The following is an 18,601-nucleotide window of genomic DNA, read 5'->3' as shown; positions in this document are numbered from 1 at the left end:
ATTCCCGCGCGAAGGAGTATCTGGAATATAATCGTTCATCACCGAGAACTTTTACTTCATAACAGACTTTATTAAGATAGCTTTATCCAATTAGTGGCCAGTCGTGAATTACTGTTTTCTCCCTTCAGCTATGCGTACGATGGACTACATCGAATGCAAACGACTGGCAAATTGCAGAGCAATTTCCATCAAGCGATCCGCTGATATGAAGGGCGACTACGCAAGCTACCCATTGGTTTTCTGAGCTTTCTTAAGTGTCCATTCATCAATCATATCGGCCCAGTCCTGCAACATCGCACGACGCTGATCCCGGTACTCGGCCTTATTGTAGACTGCTCGAACACCTTTCTGCTCGTGCGCAAGACACTTCTCGATCCAATCGGAGTTGTAGCCCGCCTCATGCAACAGCGTGCTGGCCGTACGTCGCAGGTCGTGAGGACCGAACTTGCCTAGGGGCCCCCCTTCCTTTTGGGCAAGGCGATAGGTCAGCGTCAGTACCTGGTTAATCGTGGCCGCACTCATTGGCAAATCAGAGTCGTAGCGTGACGGCAAAACGTAGTCTGAACCTCCTGCCAAGGTTTTCAACGCGATGAAGAAATCCAATGCCTGCTGGGAAAGAAACACCAAATGAGGGTTACGACGCTTCATCCGCTCTTTGGGGATCGTCCACAGCGCCTCGCTGAAATTGATCTCACTCCACGTCGCGTTGGTCAGCTCGCTCTTGCGCACCATCGTCAGCAGAAGGAGCTTTGCCGCAGCACGAACCGAAGTCGCTGTTCCGATCCGATCCATGTACTGGTACATCAGCGCAATTTCATCAGGCGTCAGCGCCCGATCACGTGGCTCAAATTTGGCGATGCTGGCAGACCTCACTAGATCCGCTGGGTTTTCAACCTTCTGGCCACGCTCAATGGCCCAGCGATAGACCTGTAGCACGATCTCACGGGAGTGGACAGCAGTTGCAGGCGCCCCCCGCTCCACTATCGCATCAGTCAGCGCCCGCAGATCCTCATGAGTGATTTCAGCCAGCTTCTGATTGCCAAACTTCGGCTTCAATTCGCGCTCGTAGACTGATCGGCGCATGTCGCGTGTCGAATCCGCCATCTGATAGCCGCGCAGCCATTTTTCAGCCCAATCATCAAATGTCTCAGCACCCTTCGTGCGCGCCTTCGCACGCGCCTTCTCCTTAGCTGGCGACTTACCCGCGGCGATCATCTTCTTCGCCTCCCCTAGCCTCTCACGCGCCTCTGCCAGGGTGATCCCGCCCAAGCCATAACGACCGAAGGTGACGGTCTCCTGCCGGCCATTGATGGAGTAGTTGTAGCGAAAGGAGATTGAGCCGGCCGGTGTAACCGCCACGTACAAGCCATCGCGGTCAATCACCTTGTAGAGCTTGTCTTGCGGCTTGAGGTTTCGAAGCTTGGTATCAGTGAGCATGGCTTCCATTTATTCCATGAAAAAATACCATGCTCTGAAAAGCGCGGAAGAATGGGGCTTAACCCCAGTAAAACCGGGCCTCTTGGCTATCCCGATACCATGTCCATCCTGAAACAGGGGACATGGTATCAAGTGTCATGCATGGCATAGGATGCAGTTGGTACCCCGTACCATGCCATAAAAAAACTATGCTTGGCGATGCAAAACGCTGCCTGAACTTGCCAGACCCAAAAAGCCAAAAGCCCGCAATTACGCGGGCTCCAGGGCATTTCTTGCTAGATCGTGCCCGGCAGTGCCGGACATAGGATCATTCCCACTCAATCGTCGCCGGCGGCTTGCTCGACACGTCATACGTCACGCGGGAAATGCCTTCGATCTCATTGATGATCCGCCCGGAGACGGTCTCCAGAAGCTCGTACGGCAGGTGTGCCCAACGCGCGGTCATGAAGTCGATGGTTTCCACGGCGCGCAGGGCGACGACCCAAGCGTAGCGACGGCCATCGCCGACCACGCCCACCGATTTCACTGGCTGGAACACCACGAACGCCTGGCTGACCTTGTGGTACCAGTCGGCCTTGCGCAGTTCTTCGATGAAGATGTGGTCGGCGCGACGCAGCAGGTCGGCGTATTCCTTCTTCACTTCACCGAGGATCCGCACGCCCAGGCCCGGGCCCGGGAATGGGTGACGGTAGACCATGTCGTACGGCAGGCCCAGTTCCAGGCCGAGACGACGCACTTCGTCCTTGAACAGTTCGCGCAGCGGCTCGACCAGCTTGAGGTTCATCTCTTCCGGCAGGCCACCGACGTTGTGGTGGGACTTGATCACGTGGGCCTTGCCGCTCTTGGCGCCGGCCGACTCGATCACGTCGGGGTAGATGGTGCCCTGGGCCAGGTACTTGATGTTGTCCAGCTTGCAGGATTCGGCATCGAACACGTCGATGAAGGTACGGCCGATGATCTTGCGCTTTTTCTCCGGGTCGGACTCGCCGGCCAGGTTATTCAGGAACTGCTCTTCGGCGTTGGCGCGGATCACTTTGACGCCCATGTTCTCGGCGAACATGGCCATCACTTGCTCGCCTTCGTGCAGACGCAGCAGGCCGTTGTCGACGAAGACGCAGGTCAGTTGGTCGCCAATGGCCTTGTGCAGCAGGGCGGCTACTACCGAGGAATCGACACCGCCGGACAGGCCCAGCAGCACGTTGTCGGTGCCAACCTGGGCGCGGACCTGGGCGATGGCGTCTTCAGCGATTTTCGATGGGGTCCACAGGGCTTCACACTCGCAGATGTCGAGGATGAAGCGCGACAGGATGCGGCCGCCCTGCTTGGTGTGGGTCACTTCAGGGTGAAACTGCACGCCGTAGTAACGGCGATCATCGTTGAACATGCCGGCAACCGGGCAGCTCGGGGTGCTGGCCAGGATGTGGAAGTCTTCCGGCATCTTGGTGACCTTGTCACCGTGGCTCATCCACACGTCCAGGCCGAACAGGCCGTCAGCGTCGACGTGGTCCTCGATACCGTCCAACAGGCGGCTCTTGCCGACTACGTCAACGCGGGCATAACCGAACTCACGCAGGTCCGAACCTTCGACCTTGCCGCCCAGCTGTTCAGCCATGGTCTGCATGCCGTAGCAGATACCGAAGACGGGTACGCCCAGGTCGAACACGGCTTGCGGGCAGCGCGGGCTGTCGGCTTCGTGCACGGACTCCGGGCCGCCGGCGAGGATGACGCCTTTAGGCGCGAATTCGCGAATCGCTTCGTCGTCCATGTCGAACGGATGCAATTCGCAGTACACACCGATTTCACGCACGCGGCGGGCGATCAGTTGGGTGTACTGGGAACCGAAGTCGAGGATCAGGATGCGGTGAGCGTGAATGTCGAGGGCCATGACTCATTCTCATGTAGTGAATCAGAAACAACTCGGGGCTGAATGAACAGCCCCGGTGATTAACGTTTTGCTGAAGGCCTTAACCTACGCGGTAGTTCGGCGCTTCCTTGGTGATCTGCACATCGTGGACATGGGACTCGGCCATGCCAGCGCCGGTGATACGCACGAATTCCGGCTTGGTGCGCATCTCTTCGATGTTGGCGCTGCCGGTGTAGCCCATGGAAGAACGCAGGCCGCCCATCAGTTGATGGATGATGGCGCTCAGGGTGCCTTTGTACGGCACGCGACCTTCGATGCCTTCCGGCACCAGCTTCTCGGCACCCGCGGAGGAGTCCTGGAAGTAACGGTCGGAGGAGCCCTGGGCCTGGGACATGGCGCCCAGCGAACCCATGCCGCGATAGGCCTTGTAGCTACGGCCCTGGAACAGTTCGATCTCGCCCGGTGCTTCTTCGGTACCGGCGAACATCGACCCCATCATCACGCAGGAGGCACCGGCTACGATGGCCTTGGACAGGTCACCGGAGAACCGGATGCCACCGTCGGCGATCAACGGTACGCCGGTGCCTTCAAGGGCGGCGGCGACGTTGGCGATGGCGCTGATCTGCGGCACGCCGACACCGGCAACGATGCGGGTGGTGCAGATCGAGCCTGGGCCGATACCGACCTTGACCGCGTCGGCGCCGGCTTCGGCCAGGGCCTGGGCCGCAGCGCCGGTGGCGATGTTGCCGCCGATCACCTGCACTTCAGGGAAGTTCTGCTTGACCCAGCGAACGCGCTCGATCACGCCTTTGGAGTGGCCGTGGGCGGTGTCGACCACCACCACGTCAACACCGGCACTGACCAGCGCGGCGACACGGTCACCGGTGTCCTTGCCGGTGCCAACCGCAGCGCCGACGCGCAGACGACCTTGGTCGTCCTTGCTGGCCAGCGGGTAGGCCTTGGCTTTTTCGATGTCGTTGACGGTCATCATGCCTTTGAGGGCGAATTTGTCGTCGACGATCAGCACGCGCTCGATGCGGTGCTTGTGCAACAACTCGCGGACGTCGTCCTTGTTGGTGCCTTCCTTGACCGTGACCAGACGCTCTTTAGGCGTCATCACTTGGCGGACGGTGGCATCCAGGCGGTTCTCGAAACGCACGTCGCGGGAGGTGACGATGCCGACCAGGTCACCATCGTGCAGCACCGGAACGCCGGAGATGTTGTGCATGCGGGTCAGTTCGAACAGATCGCGAACCGTGGCGTCAGCCTCGATGGTGATCGGGTCCTTGACCACGCCAGCTTCGAACCGCTTGACCTTGCGCACTTCGGCGGCCTGCTGTTCGATGGTCATGTTCTTGTGGATGATACCGATACCGCCTTCCTGGGCCATGGCAATGGCCAGACGGGCTTCGGTCACGGTGTCCATGGCGGCGGAAACCAGGGGGATATTCAGTTCGATGCCACGGGTGAGACGGGTTTTGAGACTGACTTCGTTAGGCAGTACTTCGGAATAACCGGGCACTAGGAGAATGTCGTCGAAGGTCAGAGCTTCTTGGCTGATACGCAGCATCGCGGGGGCTCCCGAGCGGGAAAATGGAAGCGCGCCATTATACTCATGCACCCCGTCTGGCTCAATGTAAAACTCTGTCTATTATTGCCGGGCTGATTGACGGGCTAAATCGCCGCCCGATTGCCAACACATTCCCCTGTGGAAGCGGGCTTGCTCCCACAGGGGTTATTGCGCCTCTCCTACAACTCCACCTTCACCCAACTCACCGGCTGATCGAGCCAATCGGCGAACTCATCGAGAAAGTCCTGCTTGAACCCCGCCTCCAACCAGTTGTTGAAGATGAACCCCAGATTGGAAAAGCCGCAGGGCTGCAGGAACAGGAAGCCGTTGATGTCATCTTCATGGCCGCATTCGGGGCAGGTGAAGTTGTCGGTGCGCGCCGGCATCCAGTCTTCCAGGCTTTCGAACAGCGCTTCACCGACTTCCTTGCGGCACTCGGCGCAACCGGCTTCCTCGAGAAAGCCCTTGGCCGGTGTATAGATGCAGCGCTTGGTGAGGATCTCCAGACCATTGATCGCCTCACCGAACGGCAAGGCCTCAGGATGCAAGACCACCTCGCGAGCACCGGGGGCGATGGCGTGGGCCATGCGATTGCCGGTGCGCCCGCAGGTGGTCAGTTGTTCTTCGACGATATTCTTGCGCACCAGCCAGCGCACGATCGCCCGGGCCCGAGGTTCGTGGACTGGCAGGGTGGAAATTTTCGGAACGATGATGCTTTGCGAATTCATGGCGAGGCCTGGCTGTTGCCCTGGCAGGGTCTGATCAAAGGCCGGCAGCTTAATCCCTGGCGGGGCCAGGTCAAGCACTCAGGTAGCGCCCGATCAACGCGAGACCGCTGGCAAGCACCAACCAGGTGACCAACCGCACGAATACCTCTCGCGATATCCTCATCGTCAAGCGACGCCCCGCCCACAACCCCAGCGCCATGGCCGGCAACAAACACAGCGCCAGTACCAACAAGGGTAGCTCGGCATACACCCCGGCCACGATAAACAGGCTCAAGCGCACCACCGTGCTGCAACTGATCAGGGCGCTTTGCGTGGCTCGGGCCGAGTCCTTCGGCAAGCGACTGTTCAGGTAGATGGCATATAAAAAGCCGCCACTGCCAAACAACGCACCGAACATCCCGCCCACCGTGCCCATCGCAAACGCCCACGGCGATGACAATTGTGTCGGCCGGGTTTTTATCAACAGGCTATAGATGGCATAGCTACTGATGAACAACCCCATCAGCAGCAACAACAGGTCGGACTTGAGGTTGAGCAGGAAAATCACCCCGAGGGTGCAACCCACCGCCATACAGGGCAACAACCGCAGCAACTCCGGCCGGGACACGTCCCGGCGCGAGGGCAGCAAGTTGCCGAAGGCCGCGACACAATCCAACACGACCAGCAGTGGGACGATTTTCGACAGTGGCATGAACAGCAGCAGGATGGGCGCGGCCACCAGCGCCGTGCCGAACCCGGCAATGCCGAACACGATGTAGACCAGGGCAATGGCCGAGCCGATCACCAGCCATTGCGTAGGGGCGAATGCCCACTGGTCCAACCATGGGAGAAGATTCATCCGGCACTTCCTTGATGAGGAGAGCGACGACTTTAGCCAGATGCCGGGGGGTACATCCAGGATTTGTGGGGACTGCACAGGAGGATTTGTCTGCACACATGGAGATTCCCCTGCGAATGCCCTTATCATGCCGCCCATGATTAAAGATCCCTTTGCCCGACTGGGCCTGGACCGCGAAGTCCTGACTGTCAGCCAGCTCAACGGCCGTGCGCGGGTGTTGCTTGAAGACGTGTTCAGCAACATCTGGGTCGAGGGCGAAATCTCCAACCTCGCCCGCCCGGCCTCCGGCCATGTGTACTTCACCCTCAAGGACAGTGGCGCCCAAGTGCGTTGCGCGCTGTTCCGGCAGAATGCCGCGCGGGTACGCCAGGCCTTGAAGGACGGGCTGGCGGTGAAAGTGCGCGGCAAGGTCTCGCTGTTCGAGGGCCGTGGCGATTATCAGCTGATCCTCGACACCGTGGAACCGGCCGGCGATGGCGCGCTACGCCTGGCCTTCGATGCCCTGAAGGAAAAGCTCAGCGCCGAAGGCCTGTTCAGTGCCGAGCGCAAGGTGCCGTTGCCGGCCCACCCGCAACGCATTGGCATTATCAGCTCACCCACGGGCGCGGTGATCCGCGACATCATCAGCGTGTTCCGCCGCCGCGCGCCGCAGATCGCCCTGACGCTGATCCCCACCGCCGTGCAAGGTCGCGAAGCCACCGCACAAATCGTCCGCGCCCTGAAGCTGGCCGACGCCCGTGGTTTCGATGCGCTGATCCTGGCCCGGGGTGGCGGTTCGCTGGAAGACTTGTGGTGTTTCAACGAAGAAGCGGTGGCCCGGGCGGTGGATGCCTGCGTCACACCGATCGTCAGCGCCGTCGGCCATGAGACCGACGTGTCCATCAGCGATTTCGTTGCCGACGTCCGCGCCCCGACCCCGTCCGCCGCCGCCGAACTGCTCGCACCGGATGCCGGAGACCTGATCCGTCGCGTCGAAAGCCTGCATCGCCGACTGGTGATGCGCATGCGTGACCGGCTGATGCGCGATCAACTGCGCCTCGAAGGCCTCACCCGACGCCTGCGCCACCCCGGCGAACGCCTGCGTCAGCAAGCCCAGCGCCTCGACGACCTGGACATGCGCATGCGCCGGGCGTTCGAACGCAGCCTCAATACCCGCCGTGAGCGCTTGATCCGCCTGGAAACCCGCCTGGCCGGGCAACACCCGGGCCGGCAACTGGCATTGCTGCGCCAGCGCCTGGACAGCCTGGCCGAACGCCTGCCCCGGGCCATGCGCGAAACCCTGAAAACACGCCGCGTGCAATTGCACAACCAGATGCAGACGCTGCACATCGTCAGCCCCCTGGCGACCCTCGGCCGGGGCTACAGCATTTTGCTGGACGAACGCGGCCATGCGATCCGCAGTGCCGACCAAACCCAGACCGGCCAGCGTCTGACCGCCAAGCTCGGCGAAGGCCAATTGCTGGTAAGGGTCGAAGACAATCACCTGACGCCGGTCACCCTTTCTTTACTGGATTGATTCATGCCGCGATATCTCGTCCCATTGCTCTTGCTGTGCCTGACCTTCAACGCCCACGCCGACAGTTACATCACCCGCCTGCTGAACAAACCAGTGCCCGGCGGTGTGGCCGTGGTGGACCTGGGCAGCGCAGCCAAGGCCCCGAAAGCCAGCTACCAAGGCAAGCCGGTGCTGGTGGTCAAGGAACAGGACAACTGGCTGGCGATTGTCGGCATCCCGCTGACGGTCCAGCCCGGCACCCAGCGGATCAGCAGTGGCGGCGGCACCCAGCCGTTCGTGGTCGGCTATAAAAAGTACCCCGAACAACGCATCACCCTGAAGAACAAGCGCCAGGTCAACCCGAACCCGGCGGACCTCAAGCGCATCAATGCCGAGCTGGCCGTGCAACTGAAAGCCTATCGCAGCTTCAGCCCGAACATCCCCAGCAACCTGCTGCTGGACAAACCGGTCAACGGCCCGCTGTCGAGCAAGTTCGGCGTGCGCCGGTTCTTCAACGGCGAAGAACGCAACCCTCACGCCGGCCTGGACTTCGCGGTACCCGCCGGTACACCGATCAAGACCCCGGCCGCCGGCAAGGTGATCCTCACCGGCAACTACTTTTTCAATGGAAACACCGTGTTCGTCGACCATGGACAAGGCTTCATCAGCATGTTCTGCCACATGTCGAAGATCGACGTGAAGGTCGGCCAACACCTGGCCCGGGGCTCCGTGGTGGGTAAGGTCGGCGCCACCGGCCGGGCAACGGGGCCGCATATGCACTGGAATATCAGTTTGAATGATGCGCGGGTGGATCCGGCGATTTTTATCGGGGCTTTTCAACCCTGAATATTTGCGGTGGGGCTACCGGCCTCTTCGCGAGCAGGCTCGCACACATTGGGTTCTCTGGTGAACACAACATTTGCAACCCATAGAGATCCCCTGTGGGGGCGAGGCTGCTCGCGATGACGGCAGCCGCAGCACCACTATCCTCGGAATTGCCAAGCCCTAAATATCGACGCAATCCTTAGGATACAAACTGTCTATATACGCGATTAAATCTCGCAAACCCGCCTAAAAGCAGAACTTCTCTCAATTTTTTCCGACTGCTTGCGATCCTCTCCTCACGCGGTTAGGGTTGAAGGCATGAAAACCTCTCACACCCTCATTCAGCTTCGCCAGCACCGCAGCCTGTGCCTCGTCAGCGCACGACTGCCGGGCTGAATCGCGGCACCTCGCCCCTGCTCTGAAGCCACCCCCATTCGAAACACCGGCAGGCCGCCTCTTTCCGGCCACTACAATAAGGATTTCCCCATGAGCATGCTCAAAGACCCGTCTTCCAAATACCGCGCCTTCCCGACCATCAACCTGCCGGATCGCACCTGGCCGTCGAAGACCATCACCGCCGCGCCGATCTGGTGCAGTTCCGACCTGCGCGACGGCAACCAGTCGCTGATCGAGCCAATGGATGCGGTGAAGAAGCTGCGCTTCTGGAAAACCCTCGTCGCCGTGGGCGTGAAAGAAATCGAAGCGTCGTTCCCAGCCGCTTCGCAGACCGACTTCGACTTCGTGCGCACCCTCATCGAAGAAGGCCACATCCCGGACGACACCACCATCCAGGTGCTGACCCAGGCCCGTGAAGACTTGATCGCCCGCACGTTCGAATCCCTGCGCGGCGCAAAAAAGGCCATCGTCCACCTGTACAACGCCACCTGCCCGTCGTTCCGCCGCATCGTGTTCAATCAGGACAAGCAAGGCGTGAAGGAAATCGCGGTGAACGCGGCCAAGCTGTTCGTCAAATACGCCGCGCAGCAGCCGGAAACCCAGTGGCAGTTCGAATACTCGCCAGAGACCTTCAGCGCCACCGAGTTGGAGTTCGCCAAGGAAGTCTGCGACGCGGTGATCGAAGTCTGGAACCCGACGCCCGAGCGCAAGGTGATCCTCAACCTGCCTGCTACCGTGGAAGTCGCCACCCCGAACATCTACGCCGACCAGATCGAGTGGTTCCACCGCAACATCACCCGTCGTGACAGCGTGCTCATCAGCCTGCACACCCACAACGACCGTGGCACCGGCGTGGCCGCTACCGAGCTGGGCCTGATGGCCGGCGCCGATCGTGTCGAAGGCTGCCTGTTCGGCAACGGCGAACGCACCGGTAACGTCGACCTGGTGACCGTGGCACTGAACCTCTACACCCAGGGCATCAACCCCGAGCTGGACTTCTCCGACATCGACGGCGTGCGCAAAGTGGTCGAGGAATGCAACCAGATCCCGGTGCACCCGCGTCATCCGTACGTTGGCGACCTGGTTCACACCGCGTTCTCCGGTTCGCACCAGGATGCCATCCGCAAAGGTTTTACCCAGCAGAAACCGGACGCGCTGTGGGAAGTGCCGTACCTGCCGATCGACCCGGCCGACATTGGCCGCAGCTACGAGGCGGTGATTCGCGTCAATAGCCAATCGGGCAAGGGCGGTATCGCCTACCTGCTGGAGCAGGAATACGGCATCAGCCTGCCGCGTCGCATGCAGATCGAGTTCAGCCAGGTGGTACAGCGCGAAACCGATCGTTTGGGCCTGGAAATGACCGCCCAGCAGATCCACGCCTTGCTGCAGCGTGAATACCTGCAAGCCAATACCCCGTACGCGCTGGTCAGCCATCGCCTGCAGGAAGAAAACGGCAACAGCGCCGTAGAAGTGGAAGTGGCGAGCAAGGGCCAGGGCGAGACCAACCTGCACTGGCGCGGCAAGGGCAACGGCGCGCTGGAAGCGCTGGTGGCCGGCCTGCCGGTTCCAGTGGAGATTATGGACTACAACGAACACGCCATCGGCGCCGGCACCAATGCCAAGGCCGCGGCGTATATCGAATTGCGGGTCAACGGCGAGCGTGCGGTGCACGGCGTGGGTATCGATGAGAACATCACCACCGCCAGCTTCAAGGCGCTGTTCAGTGCACTGAATCGCTCCCTGAGCCAACCGGAAGCCAAAGCCGCCTGATCGTTCGGCTAGAATACAAAAAGGCCCTGGGGTGAGAACCCTGGGGCCTTTTTGTTTCGCTTGATGTTGGGTTGGCTGTTCCGACGCCTTCGCGAGCAAGCCCGCTCCCACAGGAGGTCTTTGCCAGGCACAGAATTTGTGTCCGCCGCAGGTCCATTGTGGAGCGGGCTTGCTCGCGAAGGGGCCCTACCAGACGACCGGGCTATCAGGCATGGGTATCGATCGAGACTGTCATCGCCTGCAACAGCGCGGCCTGCAAGGTGTGCAAAGTCGCCTGAGTCGCCATGATCTGGGTCTGAACCGCCATGACTTCCTGGGCTTTTTGCTCCTGATCGGCCTGGCGTTTCTGGACCCGGGCCAACTGGGCTTGCTGTTCGGCCAGCAACTTCTCGGTCTGCTCGATCTGCTTCTTCAGCTGTTCGATGACATTGCTGCCGTTGCTGCCGCCTACGCCGGCGATATTCGCACCGCTGGTGTCAACTTCCAGTTTCTTGTCTTTGTCTTCACTGCTATCAGTCGATGCTACAGGACTGACCGCTTTCTCTTCTTCAGCCCCGCGAATGGAGAATTTAGGAGCGGACAACGGATAAGGATTAACGGTGGTTGCGCTGATACTGGTCATACGGACTTCTCCTTGGCTGACCGGTTATCGGCACGAGACACCGTTCCTTAAGGGCTGAATCGTTTCAATCAGATGAATTCAAACGAATCGGCATCCAGGTTCGCCGGAAACCGCGCGCGATAGGCCGCCAGGTCCGCCGCGTTCAAATACACGTTGAACACGCCATCCGCTTCGCCAGCGCTGAGCAGGGTTTCGCCCTGGAAGTCCAGCACCTGGCTGTCACCGGCGTAGGCGAAACCCTTACCGTCGGTGCCGACACGGTTTACCGCCGCCACGTAGCACAGGTTCTCGATCGCCCGAGCCGGCAACAGCCGATTCCAGTGCTGACGCCGCGCCCCGGGCCAGTTGGCGGTGTACAGCAGCAGGTCGGTGTCCTCGGCGTCGCGGCTCCAGACCGGGAAGCGCAGGTCGTAGCAAATCAGCGGACGAATCCGCCAGCCCTTGAGCTCGAACAGCACCTGCCGCTCACCCGGAGTGTAGTGGTTGTGCTCCCCCGCCATGCGAAACAGATGGCGCTTATCGTAATGCAGCACCTCTCCATCCGGCCGCGCCCAGAGCAAGCGATTGCGATGGCTGCCATCAGCGGCCTGGATGATCACACTGCCGGTGACCACCGCGTCCAGCTTCGCAGCCTGGGCCTTGAGCCATTGGTGCGTCGGGCCGCTTTCCGGTTCCGCCAGGGTCTCGGACTCCATGGAGAAACCCGTGGTGAACATTTCCGGGAGGATGATCAGGTCAGCCCCGCGCGCCTGCTCAAGCAGCGCTTGGAAATGCTCCAGGTTGGCCCTGCGGTCATGCCAGGCCAGGGTGGTCTGGACCAGGGCAATGTCGAGGTCTGGCAACGCGCTCAAATCACGCATAGTTTTTCCGCCGCTTCGCGCAGCGTCTCCTCGCGTTTGGCAAAGCACAGGCGCACCAGGCGCTGGCCTTGTGGTGGGTGCTGGTAGAACACCGAAACCGGAATCGTCGCCACGCCATGCTCACGGGTCATCCACACCGCCATGTCGACGTCATTCAGGTCCGGGCGAACCTGCGAATAGTCCACCAACTGGAAATAAGTGCCGGTCACGCGCTTGAAGCTGAACCGCGACGGGGCCAGCAGATCGCAGAACAGGTCACGCTTGGCCTGGTAGAAGTCCGGCAGTTCATCGACGTATTCCGGATGCTCGGCCATATAGTCAGCCAGGGCGTACTGCAACGGCGTCACGCCACAGAAGCTGACGTACTGGTGCACCTTGCGCAGCTCCGCCGTCAGCCCCGCTGGCGCCACCACGTAGCCGGTTTTCCAGCCGGTGACGTGGTAGGTCTTGCCGAACGAACTGACCACGAAGGCGCGTCGGTACAGCTCCTCATGGGCCAGGACACTGGCGTGGGCGACGCCGTCGAACACCAAATGTTCGTAGACCTCGTCGCTGACCAGGTAGATGTCACGGTCGCGAATCAGCGTCGCCAATTGATCGAGTTCAGCGCGGCTGATCAGGGCGCCGCTGGGGTTGTGCGGCGAGTTGAGGATGATCATGCGCGTACGCGGACTCAGAGCTTCGCCGAGCGTCTCGAAGTCGAGGGCGAAATCATCCTGGCCCAATGGCACGTGCACGCAACGCCCCCCGGCCAATTGCACGGCAGGCTCGTAGCTGTCGTAGCTGGGGTCGAAGACGATCACTTCGTCGCCGCTGTGGACCAGCGCTGCAATGGCACAGAAAATCGCCTGGGTCGCGCCGGGGGTCACGGTGACCTCCTGATCGGCATCGACACTGGCGCCATAGCTACGGGCGATCTTCGCCGCGATCTGCTGGCGTAGCGCCGGCAGGCCGGTCATGGGCGAATATTGGTTATGGCCTTGGGCAATGTGCCGGCCGACCGCATCGCGCAGGGCCTGCGGACCATCGAAGTCGGGAAACCCCTGGGACAGGTTCAGCGCGCCCGTTTGCGCGGCGAGCTGGGACATCTGGGTGAAAATAGTGATGCCGACATTCGGCAACTTGCTGGTGATCATCGGAGGTCCCTGCTCTGCACCCGGCTCTGTGCGGCGCGGGAGAGCTCGAGGATAGCCCAATCGCCGAGCATGAAAAAGGGTGCCACCAAGGGCACCCTTTTCTTGTCACCGAATCGCAGGAAAACTCTGTGGCGAGGGCGCTTGCTCCCGCTGGGCTGTGGTAGGAGCTGCCGAAGGCTGCGATCTTTTGAGCTTTCGCTTGAGACTCAAGTGTCAGGGGAAAGATCGCAGCCTCGTTGCACTCGACAGCTCCTACAACGCAACCTAGTGAGAGCAAGCGCCCTCGCCACAAAAACGGTCCTGAGAGAAGTCTGGGTCAGCGCTTGTCGCGGCGCTTCTTGTCAGCCTTCTTGTGGTGCGACATCAAGCGGCGCTTCTTGTTGACCTGGCGGTCGGTGAGCGTGTTCTTGTTGCCTTCGTACGGGTTCTCACCGCCCTTGAACTCGATGCGAATCGGCGTGCCGACCAGCTTCAGGACGCGACGATAGGTGTTCTCCAGGTAACGAACGTACGACTTGGGCACCTTCTCGATCTGGTTACCGTGGATCACGATGATCGGCGGGTTGGCACCGCCCAAGTGGGCGTAGCGCAGCTTGATCCGACGGTTGTTGACCATCGGTGGCGCGTGCTCGCCTACCGCATCTTCGAGGATCTGGGTGAGGCGGTTGGTCGGCCAACGAGTCACCGCCGACTTGAACGAGTTCTGCACCGAAGCGTAGAGGTTGCCCACGCCTGTGCCGTGCAGAGCCGAGATGAAGTGGATGTCGGCGAAGTCGACGAAGAACAGACGACGCTGCAATTCGATCTTCACGAAATCCCGTTCGCTCGGCGTCATGCCGTCCCACTTGTTGATCGCGATGACCAGCGCACGACCGGCTTCCAGGGCGAAGCCCAGCAGGTTCAAGTCGTGATCGACCACGCCTTCACGGGCGTCCATCACGAAGATCACCACGTTGGCGTCTTTGATCGCCTGCAGGGTCTTGACCACGGAGAACTTTTCAACTTCTTCGTGGATCTTGCCGCGCTTGCGCACACCGGCGGTGTCGATCAGCGTGTACTTCTCTTCGTTACGTTCGAAGGGAATGTAGATGCTGTCGCGGGTGGTGCCGGGCTGGTCGTAGACGATGACCCGGTCTTCGCCGAGCATGCGGTTGACCAGCGTCGACTTGCCCACGTTCGGGCGGCCGATGATGGCGATCTTGATCCCGTCTTTCTCGCTTGGGCCCGGAATGCGCTTGGCTTCCTCGCCTTCGGCAACGATCTCTTCCTCGCCCTCTTCCGGCTCTTCCAGGTCATCTTTCGGGAAACTCTCCAGAGCGATTTCCAGCATCTGGGTGATGCCACGACCGTGGGCGCCGGCGATCGGGATCGCCTGGCCCATGCCCAACGGGGCGAACTCGGCGCGGGCCATGTCCGGGTCGATGTTGTCGACCTTGTTGGCGACCACGTAGGAACGCTTGTTACGCTTGCGCAAATGCTCGGCGATCATCTGGTCGGCGGCGGTAAAACCGGCCTTGGCGTCTACCAGGAACAGCACCACATCGGCTTCTTCAATGGCGAGCAGCGACTGCTCGGCCATTTTTTCGTCCATGCCGTGTTCATCACCGGAGATGCCGCCGGTGTCGACCAGAATATAGGTACGCCCTTGCCACTTGGCCTCACCGTATTGGCGATCACGGGTCAGACCGGACAAGTCGCCGACAATGGCGTCGCGAGTCCTGGTCAGGCGATTGAACAAGGTGGACTTGCCGACGTTCGGTCGACCCACCAGGGCGATTACGGGAACCATGCGGCTCTCCACTTCGTTATTTCAGAAAATACAAAAGCCGCTGCGAGGCAGCGGCTGGTGCTCGGGGCAGTCTGTGGAAGCACTGCAAGCCTTGTGAACAAGGCCGCTTGGGGGGATTAGCCCCAAGCATAGTCTTACTTGATGGTCAGGGCTTCCAGTTTGCCGCTGTTGCCATACACATAGATCATGTCGCCCACCACCAGCGGACGGGCACGCAGGCCGTCGCTGTCGATGCGCTCACGGCCGACGAAACGACCGTCCACCTGGCTGAGCAGGTGCAGGTAACCTTCCAGGTCACCTACTGCAACGTAACTGGAGAACACCTCCGGGGCCGACAGTTGACGACGGGCCAGGGAGTCGTTGCTCCACAATGCGGTGGTGGAACGTTCGTCAACGCCTTCGACGGTGCCCGAGGACAGGCTTACGTAGACGCTGCCAAAACCTTGGGCGACACCAGCGTAGCTAGACGCATCGCGCTGCCACAGCGGACGGCCGCTTTCCAGGTCCAGTGCTGCAACGCGACCCTGATAGCTGGCGACGTACAGTGTGCCGCCGGACAGCAGCAAGCCACCGTCGATGTCGACCACACGCTCCAGCTCCGAACGACCTTGCGGGATCGCTACGCGTTGCTCCCAGACCGGCACGCCGTTGGAAATATCCAGGGCCACCACTTTACCGGTCGACAAACCAGCCACCGCCAGGCGGTTGGTCACGATCGGCGCGCTGGTGCCGCGCAGGGTCAGTACCGCCGGGGTGCTGTCGTACAACCAGCGTTGGTCGCCAGTCGCGGCATCCAGACCGATCAGACGGTCGTCCTGGGTCTGGACCACTACCACGTCACCGTTGCTGGCCGGCGGTGCGAGCACTTCACTGGTCACGCGGGCGCGCCATCTCTCTTCACCGCTGCTCGTGTCCAGGGCAACGATCTCGCCCTTGAGCGTGCCGATCATGACCAGGCCATAACCCACGCCAACGGCGCCGGAAACAGGCAGCTCAAGATCTTTCTTCCATTTGACGTCGCCGTTGGTGCGGTCCATCGCCATCACCACGCCCGTGACATCGCCGGCATAGATGGTGTCGCCATCGATGGCCGGCACCAGCATGTTGTAGGTTTCACCCTGGCCATCGCCGATGGAACGGCTCCACTGCTTCTGCAGCACGACTTCTTCTTTGAAGTCGGTCAGTTCGGCCGGAGGCAGTTCTTTCTTGCTGTTGCTGCTGCAACCCGCGGCCAGAATGGCCAGAGCCAGCAATGCTGCATGTTTCCAACGGATCACGTCACGCATCCCCTTTGGCCAGGTCGTCCAGCTTGATTTGCAGGCCACCGACTGCGGCTTCATCCGACAGCGCAGCCTTGGCTTTTTGGTAGGCCGCATGGGCCTCATCGGCACGGCCCAGTTGTACCAGCAGGTCGCCCTTGAGTTCTTCGCGGGTCGCCAGGAATGCCTTGTCGGCATCACCGTCGAGCAGCTTCAAGGCGTCTTCGGCCTTGTTCTGTGCCGCCAGCACCTGCGCCAGGCGCTGACGCGCCACTTCGCCCAAGGTCGGGTTAGCCGGTTTGTCGACGATACCTTTGAGCTCGATGGCCGCGTCGTCCAGTTTGCCGGTGTCCACCGCCACCTTGGCCACGAACAAGCGACCGTATTGGGCGTAGGCGGTGCCGCCGAATTCCTGGTCCAGCTTGCCGGCCAGGTCCGCCACGCGGGCCGCGTCAGGCTTACCGTCCGGGGTCAGGGTGGTTTCCAGCAATTGCTGGTAGAGCACCGAGGCGCCTTGCGACTGGTTGCTCTGGTATTTCTGGTAGGCCTGCCAGCCGAACACGATGACCAGCGCCAACAGGCCGCCAGTGACCAGCGGCTTGCCGTTGCGCGTCCACCACTCCTTCAAATCCGCCAGCTGTTCATCTTCGGTACTCGACACCCCAATACTCCTTAATCGCTAAATCGGCTGTTTGACAGCTTCAACCCTGCACGACGCAGGTGGCCAGGTGTGCAGCAAGCGCATCCCAGGCAATGCTTTGTTGTTCGCCCTGGCCACGCAGGGGTTTGAAACCTACCACTTGTTGGGCCAGCTCGTCGTCACCGAGGATCAATGCGTACAGCGCACCGCTCTTGTCGGCCTTCTTGAATTGGCTCTTGAAGCTGCCGGCACCAGCGTTGATCTGCAAGCGCAGGTTGGGTAACTGGTCGCGGATCCGCTCGCTCAACGACAGGGCTGCCAGCTCGGCGGCCTCGCCAAAGGCGCACAGGTAGACGTCGACCTGACGGGACAGTTCTTCGGGCACCTTGTCCAAGGCTTCAAGCATCAGCACCAGGCGCTCGATGCCCATGGCAAAGCCCACGCCCGGGGTCGGCTTGCCGCCCATCTGCTCCACCAGCCCGTCGTAGCGGCCGCCAGCACACACTGTGCCCTGGGCGCCGAGCTTGTCGGTGACCCATTCGAAGACGGTCTTGCTGTAGTAATCCAGGCCACGGACCAACTTGGGGTTGATCACGTAGGGAATGCCCGCGGCGTCGAGGCGTGCTTTCAGCCCTTCGAAATGCACACGGGATTCGTCGTCGAGGTAGTCGGCCATTTTCGGCGCGTCGACCAGGACCGCCTGGGTGTCGGCATTCTTGGTGTCGAGCACACGCAGTGGGTTGGTCTTCAGACGGCGCTGGCTGTCTTCGTCGAGCTTGTCCAGGTGCGCGCAAAGAAATTCCACCAACGCTTCACGGTAGCGGCCACGGGACTCGCTGGTGCCCAGGCTGTTGAGCTCAAGCTTGACCGCGTCACGGATGCCCAGCTCGCCCCACAGGCGCCAGGTCAGCACGATCAGTTCAGCATCGATGTCCGGGCCATCGAGGTTGAACACTTCGCAACCAATCTGGTGGAACTGGCGATAACGGCCTTTCTGCGGACGTTCGTGACGGAACATCGGACCGATGTACCAGAGTTTCTGCACCTGACCGCCGCCGGTGATGCCGTGCTCGAGCGCCGCTCGCACACAGGCCGCCGTGCCTTCGGGGCGCAGGGTCAGGGAGTCGCCGTTGCGGTCGTCGAAGGTGTACATCTCTTTTTCGACGATGTCGGTCACTTCACCGATGGAGCGCTTGAACAGCTCGGTGAACTCGACGATCGGCATGCGGATCTGCCGATAGCCGTAGTTATCCAGCAGACGCGCCACGGTACCCTCGAAATAGCGCCACAGGGGCGTCTGCTCGGGCAGGATGTCGTTCATGCCACGAATGGCTTGCAGGGACTTGCTCACGTGTATTCCTTAATCTTTCGA

General features: G+C 60.9%; 15 protein-coding genes. 3 read left to right on the top strand and 12 right to left on the bottom strand.

Going from position 1 to position 18,601, the window contains the following annotated elements; genetic code table 11:
* Positions 1-225: 225 nt before the first annotated feature.
* The 5 genes from AACY42_RS24065 to AACY42_RS24045 all read right to left on the bottom strand — a co-directional run bounded on the left by AACY42_RS24065 (position 226) and on the right by AACY42_RS24045 (position 6,437).
* The gene (locus AACY42_RS24065) at positions 226-1,437 is read right to left on the bottom strand and encodes a tyrosine-type recombinase/integrase (RefSeq protein ID WP_339482780.1); all 1,212 of its coding nucleotides are present in this window, start codon (positions 1,435-1,437) and stop codon (positions 226-228) included.
* Positions 1,438-1,744: 307 nt separating this feature from the next.
* Positions 1,745-3,322: a glutamine-hydrolyzing GMP synthase gene (gene guaA, locus AACY42_RS24060; RefSeq protein ID WP_339482778.1), complete on the bottom strand. Its 1,578-nt coding sequence runs from the start codon at positions 3,320-3,322 to the stop codon at positions 1,745-1,747.
* A 79-nt stretch (positions 3,323-3,401) separates the two neighbouring features.
* Positions 3,402-4,871 carry an IMP dehydrogenase gene (gene guaB / locus AACY42_RS24055; protein ID WP_339482777.1) on the bottom strand — a complete coding sequence of 490 codons (1,470 nt, stop codon included), beginning with the start codon at positions 4,869-4,871 and terminating at the stop codon, positions 3,402-3,404.
* 179 nt (positions 4,872-5,050) lie between these two features.
* Entirely contained in the window at positions 5,051-5,599 is a 549-nt protein-coding gene (locus AACY42_RS24050) for a sugar ABC transporter ATPase (protein ID WP_339482776.1), read from the bottom strand.
* Between the two features lie 70 nt (positions 5,600-5,669).
* Complete coding sequence (locus tag AACY42_RS24045; protein WP_339482775.1) at positions 5,670-6,437, bottom strand: sulfite exporter TauE/SafE family protein; 768 nt, start codon at positions 6,435-6,437, stop codon at positions 5,670-5,672.
* A gap of 136 nt (positions 6,438-6,573) precedes the next feature.
* Between AACY42_RS24045 and xseA the strand changes: the two genes are divergently transcribed.
* The 3 genes from xseA to leuA all read left to right on the top strand — a co-directional run bounded on the left by xseA (position 6,574) and on the right by leuA (position 10,923).
* Positions 6,574-7,953 carry an exodeoxyribonuclease VII large subunit gene (xseA, locus tag AACY42_RS24040; RefSeq protein WP_339482774.1) on the top strand — a complete coding sequence of 460 codons (1,380 nt, stop codon included), beginning with the start codon at positions 6,574-6,576 and terminating at the stop codon, positions 7,951-7,953.
* A 3-nt stretch (positions 7,954-7,956) separates the two neighbouring features.
* Positions 7,957-8,778, top strand: coding sequence for a peptidoglycan DD-metalloendopeptidase family protein (locus AACY42_RS24035; protein ID WP_339482772.1), 822 nt, complete (start codon positions 7,957-7,959; stop codon positions 8,776-8,778).
* Positions 8,779-9,243: 465 nt separating this feature from the next.
* Positions 9,244-10,923: a 2-isopropylmalate synthase gene (leuA, locus tag AACY42_RS24030; protein ID WP_339482771.1), complete on the top strand. Its 1,680-nt coding sequence runs from the start codon at positions 9,244-9,246 to the stop codon at positions 10,921-10,923.
* Positions 10,924-11,128: 205 nt separating this feature from the next.
* Here the strand turns inward: leuA and AACY42_RS24025 are convergent, their stop codons facing one another.
* From AACY42_RS24025 to hisS, 7 genes are all read right to left on the bottom strand, one after another.
* Positions 11,129-11,545, bottom strand: a complete 417-nt coding sequence (locus tag AACY42_RS24025) for a hypothetical protein (protein WP_339482770.1) — start codon at positions 11,543-11,545, stop codon at positions 11,129-11,131.
* A gap of 68 nt (positions 11,546-11,613) precedes the next feature.
* The gene (locus AACY42_RS24020) at positions 11,614-12,405 is read right to left on the bottom strand and encodes an amidohydrolase (protein ID WP_339482769.1); all 792 of its coding nucleotides are present in this window, start codon (positions 12,403-12,405) and stop codon (positions 11,614-11,616) included.
* Entirely contained in the window at positions 12,393-13,541 is a 1,149-nt protein-coding gene (locus AACY42_RS24015; protein WP_339482768.1) for a pyridoxal phosphate-dependent aminotransferase, read from the bottom strand. Before AACY42_RS24015 ends, AACY42_RS24020 begins: the two co-directional genes overlap by 13 nt.
* Positions 13,542-13,857: 316 nt before the next feature.
* Positions 13,858-15,330: a ribosome biogenesis GTPase Der gene (der, locus tag AACY42_RS24010; protein ID WP_339482766.1), complete on the bottom strand. Its 1,473-nt coding sequence runs from the start codon at positions 15,328-15,330 to the stop codon at positions 13,858-13,860.
* Positions 15,331-15,464: 134 nt separating this feature from the next.
* Positions 15,465-16,616: an outer membrane protein assembly factor BamB gene (gene bamB / locus AACY42_RS24005; protein WP_339482764.1), complete on the bottom strand. Its 1,152-nt coding sequence runs from the start codon at positions 16,614-16,616 to the stop codon at positions 15,465-15,467.
* Entirely contained in the window at positions 16,609-17,250 is a 642-nt protein-coding gene (locus AACY42_RS24000; protein ID WP_339482762.1) for a YfgM family protein, read from the bottom strand. The genes bamB and AACY42_RS24000 overlap by 8 nt, the downstream gene beginning before the upstream one ends.
* Positions 17,251-17,290: 40 nt before the next feature.
* Complete coding sequence (gene hisS / locus AACY42_RS23995; protein WP_339482761.1) at positions 17,291-18,580, bottom strand: histidine--tRNA ligase; 1,290 nt, start codon at positions 18,578-18,580, stop codon at positions 17,291-17,293.
* Positions 18,581-18,601: the final 21 nt, after the last annotated feature.

Source organism: Pseudomonas sp. RL_5y_Pfl2_73, assembly GCF_963970515.1.
GTDB lineage: Bacteria > Pseudomonadota > Gammaproteobacteria > Pseudomonadales > Pseudomonadaceae > Aquipseudomonas.
The sequence above is the reverse complement of the archived record's forward strand: the minus strand, read 5'-3'. Positions and strand labels throughout refer to the sequence as shown.